Below are 14,110 nucleotides of genomic sequence, written 5' to 3' on the forward strand. Positions count from 1 at the left end.
CCCCGCTCGCCACGGCTATCGGCCGCCCCGTCGCCGCGCCGTCCGCGGCCCTCAGCCGCTCCGCGCTCAGCACCGCCGCGCCTGTTGCGGCCGCCCGCCGGCAGCGTCACGCCGTCCATGGTGCGGCGCTCCAGCGTTTGGCCGATCTCGGCCTCGATGCGCAGCAAACCGCCGCGGTCCCGGGGCGACGACAGCGTAATCGCTGTGCCTTTCTCCCCTGCCCGCCCGGTACGGCCGCTACGGTGGATATACATCTCCGCATCCTGCGGCATGTCGTAGTTAAAGACATGAGTGACCCCTTCCACGTCAAGCCCCCGGGCTGCGACATCAGTCGCCACGAGAATTTGCAGGTCGGCTTCCCGGAATCGGCGCATCACCTGCTCCCGCTTTGCCTGAGACAGGTCGCCATGGAGCTCGTCGGCGTTGAAACCGGCTAATTGCAATTCCTCCGTCAGCTTTTTGGCGCGGATTTTCGTGCGGCAGAAGACCACGGCCAAATACGGCCGATGCTGCAGGATCAAATCCTTCAGCGCCTGAAGCCGTCCCCGGTCCGTCGTTTCGATAACGATCTGGCGGATAGCCGCAACGGTTACCTGCTCGCCTTTCACTTGAATATCCAACGGTTCGCGCATATATTTGCTTGCAAGTCGCCGCACGTTGTCCGGCATCGTCGCCGAAAAAAGCAGCGTTTGCCGGGTGGCGGGAGTGCGGCGGATAATGTCTTCAACTTCCGTTAGAAAGCCCATATGCAGCATTTGGTCCGCTTCGTCAAGCACCAGGATCGCCAACTTGGACAGATCCACTGTCTGTCGGCGAACATGATCCAACAAACGTCCGGGGGTAGCGACGATCACTTGCGGCACCCGCTTCAGTTTGCGGATTTGTCCCTCCACATCCTGCCCGCCATAGGCGGCCAGAACGGCCGCTCCAACAGCAGGGGCAAGCTTGCCCACTTCCTGGGAAATCTGAATCGCCAACTCTCGGGTAGGCGTGACGATCAGAGCCTGAACCTCTTTCAGCTCCGGATCAATCTTTTCCAATATCGGCAAAACAAAAGCCAGCGTCTTCCCTGTCCCCGTCTGCGCCTGGGCGATGACATCTTTGCCCTCCCGCACCAGTGGGATCGCTTTCTCCTGAACCGGGGTAGGAACCCGGATACCATCTTTCAACAAAACGTTGCTTAACTCCGGGGGAATCCCCAAACCGGCGAATGTATTCGTCATTCGTCATAATCCTCATTTTCCGTAATATAGTGTTGCTCCCATAAGCCAACCTTCATTATACCATTTTATCCAGCGCCGTACCGAAAAACACGCAAACCGCACCAGAAACCGGATGACCGGTGAAAAACAACGCGAATCCACAATCCAACCCAATCCCCAGTCGCGGTGATGGTTTCAATCTGGCTGCCGAATTTTCTGTAAGATTCTACACGTTTTTGGTATAATGTAGAAAGCAATTCAATCTAAGGGCAATGCTTCACTAGCATACGCTAGAGACAACCCCGCTACTTGTAGCCGGGTTGTTTTTTTATTTTAGGATAAGGTGGCGATCCAATTTTATGAACACGAAAGATACGAGAGTTATTCTCACCCAAGATGATCTCATCGACCAGTTTAAAAAGTGCGGCCTTCAAGCGGGGCAAACCGTCATGGTTCACACTTCGCTCAGAAAACTTGGCTTTGTTGTCGGCGGCGCTGAAACGGTTATCCGAGCTCTTCTTGAAATCGTTGGAGAAGAAGGAACCTTGATCATGCCGTCGCAAACGTGGAAAAACCTCGACCCCTCCACAGGCGTGCATTGGGAAGAGCCGGTGGAATGGTGGCCGATCCTAAGAGAGCACTGGCCAGCCTATGACAAAGAGGTTACGCCCGCAATCGGCATGGGCGCTGTAGCCGAGATGCTGCGTACATGGCCGGGAGCGAAAAGATCCGATCACCCGGCACGTTCCCTGGCTGCGGTTGGCAAACACGCTGCCTTTCTAACGGAGAATCATGATTTGAGCAATATCTTTGGCGATGGCTCGCCGCTAGATAAGCTGTACCAACTTGACGGTTATGTGCTTTTGATCGGAGTCAGCTACGATAAAAACACCTCTCTCCATCTGGCGGAAACGAGATCCATTTTCCCGAACAAAGCGTTCACGGAAGAAAGCAGCGCCATCCTGATAAACGGGAAACGAGAATGGGTCACTTACAGGACCCAAGCCGTGGAGGACGAAGATTTTATCCGGCTAGGACAGCAGTTCGATAAAGAAATGAACATCAAGGTGCATAAAGTCGGGAACGCCGATGTCCGGCTTCTGGCCCAACGACCGCTAGTCGACTGGGCAACCGCATGGATGGACCGCAATCGAGTGTAGAACCGATAAATCTTCTATTCGGTGTATAGTGTCCCCCATAGGCGATCAAACTACCGGGTAGCGCTCCAACGGGCGCATTACCGACAAGGAGGCGATTACCATGGCAAAACCCGATAACCGGGCGGACAATGTCGACCATTTGCAGAAAAGCATCCAGAACACTCAGGAAAATCTCCATGAAGCTGAAGATTATCTGGAAGAGTTTTCTTCCGAAATCAGCAGCGAGGAGCATAGCCAGATCGAAGAAAAGAACGAGCGCCGTAAAGAAGCCATCAGCGGCTTCCGTTCGGAAATCAAGGACGAAGCGCAGCATTCCCAAGAATAGAGAAACCGGGCGGTTCAGCCAGAGCCTAACTCCAGCCGGATCGCCCGATCCTTTAAACCAACTCCGAATAATGAGTTGATCGGTTTCTGCCGTTTTCTTTAGAAGCGTAAAGGGCTTGATCCGCGTGAAGAATGACGGATTCCTCGGTATCTCCCCACATCAATCGTCAGATTGCCCATAATAAAACTTCTTACCTCCATCCAATCAATACCTTCATTTTGATGGGGGATCGTCTAAATAGCAAGACAAACAAGGTCAGAATCTTTCGTTACGGACCGATGCCGAAGCGGAAATGAAAAACGCCAAACGGCAGCCTCGCGCATATGCGCTTACGGCTGCCGTTTTTTTACTATCTCTCCCGCTATCCGGTTTACTACCTGATAACTAATGCCTTATTTCAATTCTTTCCATACCCAGCTGTCTACTTCCGGCAGATCGACGCCTTCTTCGCGAATGTAAAGATGATGCTTCGCAATGATCGCATCCATTTCATCTGCGATGGCTTTGTACTTGTGAGCTTCTGGAAGACCCAGTACTGCTTCCTTCGCCAAGTCAAAACGGTCCATTTGGTTCAATACGCGCATATCAAACGGCGTTGTGATGTCGCCATTTTCCCGATAGCCGTGAACATGCAGGTTATGGTTGTGACGCTCAAAGAACAGATCTTTAATCAGACCTTCATAACCGTGGAAAGCGAAGACAACCGGTTTGTCCTTGGTGAAATAACGATCGAACTCCTCGTCGGACAAGCCCCGCGGGTCCAGCTTTTGACTTCTCAGCCGGAGCAGATCAACCACGTTGATATAACGGATTTTCAACTGCGGCAGCTTTTCATGGAGGATGGTGATCGCAGCCAAGCTTTCAATAGTCGGTTCCGTGCCGGCCGAAGCGATGACGATATCCGGTTCCCCATCATGATCCGTGCTTGCCCAATCGATGATTTTCAAGCCCTTTTCCACCAATTCCTTGGCTTCTTCTACAGAGAACCATTGGTGGCGCGGGTGTTTCGATGAAACGATCAAGTTGATCTTTTGACGGTCGTTCAATACGGTATCGAAAACAGCCAGCAAGGAGTTTGCATCAGCAGGCAAATATTCGCGGATGAATTCCGGCTTTTTATCAGCCAGGTGACCCAATAAACCCGGATCTTGGTGGGTGTATCCGTTATGATCCTGTTGGAAAACCGTCGATGTAGCAACCACGTTCAAGGACGGAATATCCGCACGCCAGCCTTGATCCGTTGCTTTGCGCAGCCACTTGAAGTGCTGGGTAAGCATCGAATCAACAACGCGTAGGAAAGCTTCATAGCTTGCGAAGAAACCGTGACGTCCGGTTAATACATAGCCTTCCAACAGACCTTCCGCTTGATGCTCGGACAATTGGGAATCGATCACGCGGCCGTAAGAGGACAGGAATTCATCGTTCGGTTCGATAATTTCATCCATCCACTGGCGTTTGGTTACTTCGAAAACAGGTCCCAAACGATTGGACATCGTTTCGTCAGGTCCGAAAATCCGGAAATTCCGGTTCTCTTCGTTAAGAAGAACGACATCCTTCAAATATTTCCCCAGAACCAGCATATCTTGCGCAATCACTTTGCCGGGAACGGAGTTATCAAGGGCATACTCGCGGAAATCTGGCAATTTCAAGTCTTTGACGAGCTTGCCCGCATCGGTAACAGGGTTCTTGCCCATACGTTTGTCGCCCTTCGGCATGATGGCGGCAATTTCAGCTTTCAAGAGGCCGTTATCCTCGAACAGTTCCTCAGGACGGTAGCTGTTCATCCATTCAAGCAGCGCGGGAGCGTGCTCCATATGCTTTTGGTCGACGGGAATCGGAACCTGGTGAGCGCGGAAGGAATTTTCGTTAGGCACGTTATCCCATTCCTGCGGTCCCGTCCAGCCTTTGGGGGAACGGAATACGAGCATCGGCCATGCGGGACGAGTTGCGTCATTGTTTTCACGGGCATGCTTTTGAATCGATTGGATCCGCTCGATGATGGCATCCAGCGCCTCAGCCATGGCCGGGTGCATTTTATTCGGGTCAGACCCTTCTACAAAGAATGGCTCCCAACCCAAGCCCTTAAAGTAAGCGGTGATCTCTTCTTTCGATTGACGGGATAGTATTGTCGGGTTGCTGATTTTGAACCCGTTCAAGTGCAGGATAGGCAGTACTGCGCCATCGGTGATAGGGTTAATGAACCGGTTAGAAAACCACGAAGCAGCCAAAGGTCCTGTCTCTGCCTCACCATCGCCAACAACGACAGCCGAAATCAGATCAGGATTATCCAAGATCGCGCCAACGCCATGAGAGAGGGAATAGCCAAGCTCTCCACCTTCATGAATGGATCCAGGCGTTTCCGGTGCGGCATGGGAAGCGACCCCGCCTGGGAACGAGAATTGTTTGAACAGTTTCTTCATGCCAGGGATATCCTGGGTAATTTGCGGATAAATCTCCGTGTAGCTGCCGTCAAGATAGGAATTGGACACCATGACCTGGCCGCCGTGACCCGGTCCTTCGATGTAGAACATATCTAGGTCGTACTTGTTGATGACACGGTTCAGGTGAGCATAGATGAAGTTTTGCCCCGGAATGGTTCCCCAGTGTCCAATGGGTTTTACCTTCACATCAGAATCTTTCAGCGGTTCTTTCAGCAATGGATTGTCTTTCAAATACAGCTGCCCAACGGAAATATAGTTCGCCGCGCGCCAATAGGCGTCGAGTTTATCCAAATAGGCTTTGGACGAATAATCGACTTTCAGGTTTAGTACGGTCATCTTCTCCACTCCTTATATATCGTTCTCTCTATCAATCATTTCCACAAGATCATCATACCGCTTGTGAAATATAATACAACCTATTTCAAAAGTGATACGTATCAATTTTGTGAATTTTTGAACAAACTTGTGTAAATACGGAGGTTGGCGCAAAAAAATAAGACCAAAAGGAGCTTTGGCCTTATTTCGATTGAACCGATACGATCGTATTGAATTTCGAGTATTTGTAGTGAAAACGCATGTGGGAGAACTCGAAGGGAGTCCCGTTGTCCAGAAAGAAAATGCCCTCCATAATGCTCACCGGCTCATTTTCCTTCAGATGCAGCAAATCTTGATCATTAGCAGTGGAAGGCTCTGCGAATATCGATACGAAGGATTTGGTAACGGCCAAGTTGCGCGAGTCTTCTAGATAATTGAAGATGGACCCTTCGATAATCGTTTGGTTCAGGTCCTGAACGATCTTTATCGGTATGTAGCCCGTCTCGATCATAAAGGGATCGTCGTCAAACAGACGCAGGCGAACGATTTTATAAACGAAATCATGGGGCTGCAAGAACAATTCCTGCCGGATATCTTCAGGTGGCGGAATCACCTCAAAATTCAACACTTTGGTCTTCGGCTTTTTACCGTTCATTTGAAAGCTGTCGGTGACGCCCAAATTCGAACCTTCGTAGTTGAAGATGGATTCGTTTTTTATGTATAACGGATTGATATAGGTTCCGGACCCGCGTTTTTTAAAAATGATCCCTTCGCTCTCCATTTTGGTAAGAGCGCGTTTCACGGAGCTCAGGCTGACCTCGTAAGTTTTGGCAAGACTGCGTTCGTCCGGCAACCTCATATCCGAATACTGGCCGGAAAAAATGTTCTTTTTCAGATCGTCGATGATTTGCTTATAGACTAATTGTGCCATGCAATCCTCCACTTCGATTCAAAAAAATCGATTCCATTACCATGATACCATTTCTTCCACCCGCGGAGTAGTGTCATTCATTTCCTCGCCGTTACAAAAAAACAGGCGATCCCACTTGTAACATCCCAAGCGGATCACCTGTTGTTGAATTCCGGCCTCTCAGCGCCTATTGCTTGGCTTCAATCCTTCACGTCATACAGCGATGGATCCAATGTCTGGACTAAGGGAGTCCATTCCCCGACTGAGTACAATAGAAGCCGGTGCATGGCGCGAGTGCATGCCGTATAAAAGAGTTTGCGCTCGCTTTCCCGGCGGTACGTCTGCGTGGAAGCGTCGTAAATCAGCACGGCGTCAAATTCAACGCCCTTGGCAAGATAAGCTGGGATCACCATCACTCCCTTCTCGAATGCGGGAGTTTTCTTACTAATGAGCGTCAGCTCTTGGCAACCCGCGGCATTCAGCACCTCGAAAGCCTCATGGCTTTCCGCCTCCGTCTTCGTTATGACAGCAATTGATGGGAAGCCTTCGGCTTGCAGCGCGGCAACATCCGCGGCTATCCGCTTTGTTCGTTCTTTACTACTGGCCATTTTCAGGAGCAGCGGTTTCCGTCCGCCGCGATCAAAGGGGACAATGGCTTCACCATGAGGCAGCATCGATTTCGTAAACTCCACAATCTCTCGAGTCGAACGGTAACTGCGGATGAGAAAAATTCGGCTCGTATCCTCCAGGCCGAATAAACGGATTAGAGGCGAATCATCTTCATGCAAATTCATGGACTGGGTGAAAATCGCCTGGCCGAAATCCCCTAGCACCGTCATGCGCGCATAGGGAAACAGCTTTTTCAAAAATACGTATTGGAACATCGAATAATCCTGGCCTTCGTCAACGAAAACATGCCGCACTTCCGTATTGGTCCGTACTCCTTCGACCAGTTCTTTTAAGAACAGATAAGGGGTCGCATCCTCATAAAACAACTCGGCACGGCTCAGCTTCTCCCTGGTCCCACTACAGATGTCCGGCCAACATTCCGGCACATCGGCTTCCTTCGTCATCTCCTGGTAAGACGCAACGCCATCGAAAAGCTGGACGTATAGACAGATCATATCGATGAACTCCATTCGCTTGACGCTTCGTTTAAGCGGCTTAAAGCGCTCCTTCACCACCATGCGGCGCAGCAAATCTTCTTCTTTTTTGGCAAAATCAAAGTCGTCGTCTTCTTGCTGACCTTGCCCGGGCCTCATGTTGAATGCATCGACGAATTGTTCGGCGAAGTGGAAGACTCCCTCTTCTTTACGCAGCGCTTTATAGGCTTCGGCATACTGCTCGTTATCCAAGTAATTCAATTCCTCTTGAACCCAAAGCTGCTCCCGTTCCTTGCGTTCCAAGAGCGACAGTTCCCTCAGCAACCATTCCTGCAGCAGATTTACGCGATTTCCCAGCCGAACGGAAGGGTCATAGCTGTAAAATTGCTTCTCCATTTGCTCTGCGGTGATGACGTCACGATCCCGGAAGCGGATGGCGTTGAAGCGCATGCCTTTCCGCCCCAGCCATAGCGCATAGTTTTGAAGGGCTTGGAGATAAGCTTCCGACGACTTATACTTGATTCCGCTTAACCGGGCAGCATAACCCGGCTTTTTTTCATCCGATAATACATACTCAAGCTGATCGAATGGGTCCTCCAGCCGCATCTCGGCTCCAAGCCAATATTCCAAATACTCTTGAAAAGTCGTCTGCTGCATATTCTCCTCGCCAAGCTCGGGGAGGACGGTGGATACATAGCTGTTGTACATCGGATTCGGCGAAAACAATACAATTTGGTCGGCTTTGAGTCTATCCCGGTGTTTGTACAGCAAATAAGCCACACGCTGCAGCGCTGCAGAGGTTTTGCCGCTTCCCGCCGCCCCTTGTACCATGAGCATTCGGCTTTCGTCGTTGCGGATTATGGCGTTTTGTTCCCTCTGTATTGTCGCTACGATACTTTTCATCTGGGGATTTGCGCCCTTGCCCAAAACCTGTTGGAGCAGTTCATCGCCTATCGTCAAACTCGAATCAAACACGTTCCGAAGTTGACCGTCGCTTATTTGATACTGCCTTTTTAACGTCATCGTTCCTGAAATGAGTCCTCCCGGCGTTTCAAAAGAAGCTTCACCCGGAGGATAGTCGTAATACAGGCTTGCAATGGGTGTACGCCAATCGTAAATCAGAAAACTCATCCCGTTCGTATCGACAAAAGACGATACGCCGACATAAACTTGCTCGTTTTCCTTCTGGCCATCCTCCAGAAAATCGATACGCCCGAAATAGGGAGAAACCATGAGCCTATTCAAACTCTTCCATTGCTGGATAAGCTGGCGGTGCCGCCGCTCCCTTTCCGACAATACTGCAGCTTGCTGCTTAATCGTGAAGTAGCTTTCCTCGAAGTCTTCTTGCGTGCTGGTATTGACCGTAACTTCTTCCCAAAACCGCTTGCGGATATCCGCCGCCTGTTCGTGCAGTTGATTTACCTCGGGCTGCAGTTCAATGATTCTCGCCTCAAGCTTTTCCATGATCAAATCCAGCCGATCCTGCTCTTGCTGCCAGTCTTTTGCGTTAATCATCTTTGAATCCGCTCCTTCTCATTGGCATAAGAAAAAACATTTGACAAACCACAAATTCACGTGCTATGATTAAGGTGTAAATAAAATAGGTTACTTGTGTCTTTCGTAAACAGAACAATCGTCTTTTCATATTACCATAATGCGTCTTTGCGCGCAATTCAGAAAGAGAGAACCCAGCTCCTAGCTCGGGTTCTTTTTTGTTCTGCTTCTAAACCGCTAGCAAACATGATCTTCCTGTAATATCCAAATCTTAAGGATGAATATTTTATCCGGTTTGGACAAAATATGATGAAGAAAAGTGTGGTCGCAAAACGAAAGGAGTAGGTATCTTTCGGGATACCAGGTTTCTTTTAAGTACCTTCTTCCCTTGTCGATTACAATGAGTTACTATTATTTATGAGCTTACGATTTTAGAGTATCTTAAACGAATGAAACAACAAGAAAAGGCTGGCGGTGAATGAATTGGGTTTCTTAAATAAACTATTTGGAAGAACTGAGGAGGAAGAAATCATGACGAAGGAAAATTTAAAGATTGGCATCATCTTGGGCAGCACACGTCAAGGCCGGGTAAGCCCGCAAGTAGGGGAATGGGTTAAAGGCATCGCCGACAAACGTGGAGACGCGAGTTACGAAATCGTTGATATTGCGGATTATAAGCTTCCGTTTCTCGGAACAACCGACGGATCGGAACCCGGAATCGCTGCCTGGAATGCAAAGCTCGACAGCCTCGACGGTTTCGTCTTCATCGCTCAGGAATATAACCACAGCATCACGGGCGCATTGAAAAATGCCCTCGATTTTGCCCGCGAAGCTTGGAATAACAAAGCGGCCGGTATCGTCAGCTACGGTTCTTCAGGCGGAACCCGTGCAGCGGAACATCTCCGCGGCATTCTGGGAGAACTGCTGGTTGCCGATGTTCGCGTCCACCCCGCATTGTCCCTGTTTACGGATTTTGAAAATATGACCACCTTCAAACCGGCGGATCTGCATCTTCCCAATGTAACCGCAATGCTTGACCAAGTGATCGCTTGGAGCGGTGCTTTAAAAACGTTGAGATAATTTCTAAGGACAATTAAAAAGACCTAATCTACAAGCTGGCGCCGGTTTTCAACCGGTGTCAGCTTGTTCTGTTTTCACAGATACTCTATTTCAAATAAAAAAACACTCCCTGGAATTCCATCGGACTAACCCGCGAAGGGTTTTCCAATATCCAATCTAGGGAGTGTATACTGCTGGTGTTACTTGCCGATAAGGCCCGTGGTTTTCAGCAAATTCGCGATCAGGGTTGACTACAATTTAAACCGTTCAACGACACTATGAAGCTTTTCAGCCATTTCCGCCAAAGCCTTGGCCGATTGGCCCACTTCTTCCATGGTAGCCAACTGTTCTTCCGATGCAGCCGAGACGCTCTGCGTATTCCCATTCGACTCTTTGGACAAGTTGGCCATTTCGTCAACTGAAGCGGCTACTTGCTGGGCGCTGGCTGACATCTGCTCTGTAACCGATGAAATTTCCACAATTTGATCGGCTATGCTTTGGGTCGACTTTTCAATCTGATGGAAGGCTTGCTCCGCTTTGTTCACGATGGTGAGACCTTCATCGGCTTGCTGTGTCTTCTGCGCCATATCATGTTTAGCCTTGTCCATAAGGGAGGCCATCTCGATAATGACAACGAGAATACGTTCCACGGTGCTCTTGGACTGTTCCGCCAGTTTCCGCACTTCGGTAGCGACAACAGCAAATCCTCTTCCGTGTTCTCCCGCCCGAGCAGCTTCAATTCCCGCATTCAAAGCAAGAAGATTGGTTTGCGTCGACATATCGGCAATTGCTGAGTTCATATCTCGAATGTTTTCTGAAAGACGGCTCAGCTTGCCGATCATTTCAGCCGTATCCATAACGGACTCCCGAATGGAGACCATTTGGGACGTAACTTCGTAGATAGCCTGTCTTCCCACCTCAACATCTTGCCCAGTTGAAATCGACGTATCCACAATCTGGTTAGCCGATTCGGCGATTCTCGAGATGCCCACCGACATTTCCGACATGGCATACGCGGTTTCCGTAGCAGACAGAGACTGTCTTTCCGCACCGGATGCCACTTCTTGGATAGACATGGTGATTTGCTCGGAGGCTTTAATCGTCTGTTCGGCGCTTGCGATCATTTCCTCCGAAGAAGCCGCTAATTGGCTGGATGCATCGGACACTTCATGCAAAACAAGATGCAGGGATTCGGTCATTCCATTGAATGATGACGCAAGATGGCCCAGTTCATCCTTAGATTTCGTTTCAATCCGCTGTGTCAAGTCACCGTTGCCGACACGTGCGGAGGCTTCCACCAGGTGCTTAAGCGGACCCGAAATAGAGCGGACAATGAATATCGCCAGAAGAATACCAATCGTAATGAAAATGGTCTCAACAACCAAAGCAGCTACCCATATTGGCTGAGTGGCTTTGTCAACCTCCTTCAACTCGATGGTGCCGACGATTTTCCAGCCTGTCTTCTCATTGGTTTCGAAGGCGGCTCGCTTCTTGACGCCGTTCAGCTTATAGTCAATCATACCTGCGGTTTGGGCCAACATTTTTTCGTAATGTGAACCGGTGGCTTCGCTTCCAGCCGCATTTTTCGGATGGTAAACGAACTTGCTGTTACGGTCGAGGATATAGACATAACCCTCTTTCCCGATTTTGACATCACTGAAAATTTCGGCGAAATGCTTCATGCTTAAATTAATGGAAACTACGCCTTTTTTATCCTTTGTTGCTTTGCTAATGGAGAACACTACATTATTCGTACTCACAGAAACGTACGGATCGCTGATGACGACTTCGCCCGGCTTGCTCATGGCCAATTTGTACCAATCCCTTGTCCGGGGATCGTACTCTTGCTTGCCGGGATCTGGAGATTTCATCCAGTGGCCTTTGTCATTTCCCAGGATGAGAAGCTCCACTTCCGGATGATTGGTTGTGAAGTTGTCAATGAACGTTTGGACTCCGCTGTTCGCTGCATCGGCCGCTGAGGAGTCCATCAATTCGGAAAGCAATTGAACGTTCTGCATCTCTGCTTGAAGATACTGTTCAGTCAAATGATTCGCGATATTCACATTTTCTTTTGCAGATTGGGAGATACTGTCATTCAGTTGGTTGGCTGCGGTTAAATAGGAAAAAGAGGAAGCCACAAGGACAGGAATAATCAATAAAGTAAGAAATGAAATAAATAATCGGGCTTTGATCGAAATGCCTTTGAATTTGCGAAAAACCGGGATCCCCTTTTTCATCATCTTTACATTCTCCTCGGCGCAGGCATTCCCTTATGCCTACCTATGTTGTTGTAAAACGGTTAAAATTTACATTTATTGCATATATACACCGGAACTGACAACATGTCACTCCAGATGCTACGGTCTATATCGGAATATTAATAGTAATATTGTAGGGGTTTTAATAATGGCTAAAAACGCCAAACGGCAGCCCTCGCGCCTTAAGCGCTCGCGGCTGCCGTTTATTCAAACTCTCCTACTCTCTATCTAAACACCGGGTCTTAGTCGAGGGTATTTACCTCAATTTTCCCAGTTGTTGCACCAAGTTGGACATGATAATCTCCGCTCCCCAAGGTAGCGGTCTTATTATGCGTCTTGCCTTTCCAAGGAATGTCTCCGCTAATGCCACCCATCGTTGTAGTTGCTTCAAACATTGCTGACGATCGATTATTTATCTCCATGCCAATTTTGCCAGTAACGGTGTTGATGTCATAATCGCCGCCGATAGGCGAACCGGCATCAACCTGAATGGATCCGGTGGTATTTTTGACGTGAACACCTTTTTTAGCGTTTTTCACGACGATCGATCCGGTGGTGGTGTTGATTTCCAGGTCGCCGCTTATCTCCTCTGCCGTTATGGCTCCTGTAGTTGCACTCAAGTTCGCATTACCCTGAATATTAATACCTCTTACCGATCCGGTTGTCGCCTCTGCTGTCCCGTCCCCGTCGATATCTTGGAGCGTTATGCGCCCCGTGGTGGTATGAATCGTCGCGCTGGCTACATGAGTCGCCGTAATGTCACCGACAGAGGAATCTACCTCCACTTCCATCCCCTCCGGTACTTCAATAACCAATTCGACGGTAGGAGGATTGATTTTACTGCCATGATCAACTACTTGCAGCACCGCCTCACTGCCGCCGTGCAAGTTCACATCGATCTCCGCAGCGCGTTTTTTTGCAGCTTCCTCATTGTCCGTGCGAACGTGGATCACGCCGGTCATCCGTATGCTGTCCCCACTGATTCCAGTCACTTTAGTAATCCCGACATTGTTGCTAACCTTGAGTATTCCCGCATCCGGCGCCGATATGGTCTGTTCCGTTAGGGGAATATCAGTCATTTTACCTGTTACCAGATTACCTTCGGATACTTTGTCTACAACATCGTCAATGACACTGTCGACTACCGTGTTAACCTTATCCCCGAAGCTAAGGTTCCCATGCAGCACTTCTTCCATCGTACCGGACTGTTTGCTGCTATGATACCAGTTGGCAGCCACCAGCACGATTGCCAGCAGGATGACCAATTTCCAACTGATCCTCCAATTGTTATTTTCCGTCCGACGCATTTGCAGCCAAATCAGTTCAAGTCCCAACAAGATGAGCAGTGCCGGCCACCAGCCAAGTATTACGCCGAGCCAATCAGTCCCCCTTAACTGATCCGCTAAAAACGCTCCACCCAGAACGATTAAAGTAATGGCGACTGTAAAGCCCCCCAGTTTTCTCTGCATCCCGTTTCCTCCATCCTATCTCCTGCTCTATGGCATTATTGTAGCTTATGGTTTAAAAGTGCTGAACGGACTCGGGACGGTAATTACACTGGACTTTGGTCGGGTAGATCCCAATCTATACAAATCGAACGAAAGATTGAATGGATTCTGTCCCTGCAAAACCTGATTATTCTTCCAATCGCTGTTGCACTCAGATTCCATGATTAGATAATCCCTATAGGTAGGAATCTGATTGCAAAGGCGACCGCTGACGCTTTTCCAGAACAATCGGTTTCTCCGCTCCTTCATCCCTTTCTTTCGTTCCATTTATATATTTGCCTCAGTAAGATCCCCGATTTACAAAATGAGGCCGTCCCGCCGGTCGGAAATCCGAA

The 14,110-nt window shown here is 49.3% G+C and carries 9 protein-coding genes; 3 read left to right on the plus strand and 6 right to left on the minus strand.

Annotated elements, in window-relative coordinates; genetic code table 11:
* Window positions 1–1,223 (minus strand): DEAD/DEAH box helicase (locus TJ79_RS09150; protein ID WP_040950001.1); only part of this gene is annotated, 1,223 nt, incomplete at its 3' end.
* Between the two features lie 338 nt (window positions 1,224–1,561).
* Between TJ79_RS09150 and TJ79_RS09155 the strand changes: the two genes are divergently transcribed.
* Window positions 1,562–2,362 carry an AAC(3) family N-acetyltransferase gene (locus TJ79_RS09155; protein WP_040950002.1) on the plus strand — a complete coding sequence of 267 codons (801 nt, stop codon included), beginning with the start codon at window positions 1,562–1,564 and terminating at the stop codon, window positions 2,360–2,362.
* A 100-nt stretch (window positions 2,363–2,462) separates the two neighbouring features.
* A complete protein-coding gene (gene tlp, locus TJ79_RS09160; RefSeq protein ID WP_040950003.1) occupies window positions 2,463–2,687 on the plus strand; it encodes a small acid-soluble spore protein Tlp in 225 nt (74 codons plus the stop codon).
* 392 nt (window positions 2,688–3,079) lie between these two features.
* Here the strand turns inward: tlp and TJ79_RS09165 are convergent, their stop codons facing one another.
* The 3 genes from TJ79_RS09165 to helD form a co-directional block, all read right to left on the minus strand.
* Window positions 3,080–5,464: a phosphoketolase family protein gene (locus tag TJ79_RS09165; RefSeq protein WP_040950004.1), complete on the minus strand. Its 2,385-nt coding sequence runs from the start codon at window positions 5,462–5,464 to the stop codon at window positions 3,080–3,082.
* Between the two features lie 181 nt (window positions 5,465–5,645).
* Window positions 5,646–6,374, minus strand: coding sequence for a GntR family transcriptional regulator (locus tag TJ79_RS09170; RefSeq protein ID WP_040950005.1), 729 nt, complete (start codon window positions 6,372–6,374; stop codon window positions 5,646–5,648).
* 179 nt (window positions 6,375–6,553) lie between these two features.
* Window positions 6,554–8,971 (minus strand): RNA polymerase recycling motor HelD, encoded by a 2,418-nt coding sequence (gene helD / locus TJ79_RS09175; RefSeq protein ID WP_040950006.1) that lies wholly within the window; start codon window positions 8,969–8,971, stop codon window positions 6,554–6,556.
* A gap of 462 nt (window positions 8,972–9,433) precedes the next feature.
* On the opposite strand from helD, the gene TJ79_RS09180 reads away from it, so the two are divergent.
* Window positions 9,434–10,030 (plus strand): NADPH-dependent FMN reductase, encoded by a 597-nt coding sequence (locus tag TJ79_RS09180; RefSeq protein WP_081756800.1) that lies wholly within the window; start codon window positions 9,434–9,436, stop codon window positions 10,028–10,030.
* A gap of 230 nt (window positions 10,031–10,260) precedes the next feature.
* Here the strand turns inward: TJ79_RS09180 and TJ79_RS09185 are convergent, their stop codons facing one another.
* Together TJ79_RS09185 and TJ79_RS09190 are read right to left on the minus strand one after the other, a co-directional pair.
* Entirely contained in the window at window positions 10,261–12,249 is a 1,989-nt protein-coding gene (locus TJ79_RS09185) for a methyl-accepting chemotaxis protein (protein WP_040950008.1), read from the minus strand.
* Window positions 12,250–12,509: 260 nt separating this feature from the next.
* On the minus strand, window positions 12,510–13,736 hold the full coding sequence (locus tag TJ79_RS09190) for a DUF4097 family beta strand repeat-containing protein (protein ID WP_040950009.1): 1,227 nt from the start codon (window positions 13,734–13,736) through the stop codon (window positions 12,510–12,512).
* Window positions 13,737–14,110 lie beyond the last annotated feature (374 nt).

This window comes from Gorillibacterium massiliense, assembly GCF_000455485.1.
GTDB lineage: Bacteria > Bacillota > Bacilli > Paenibacillales > NBRC-103111 > Gorillibacterium > Gorillibacterium massiliense.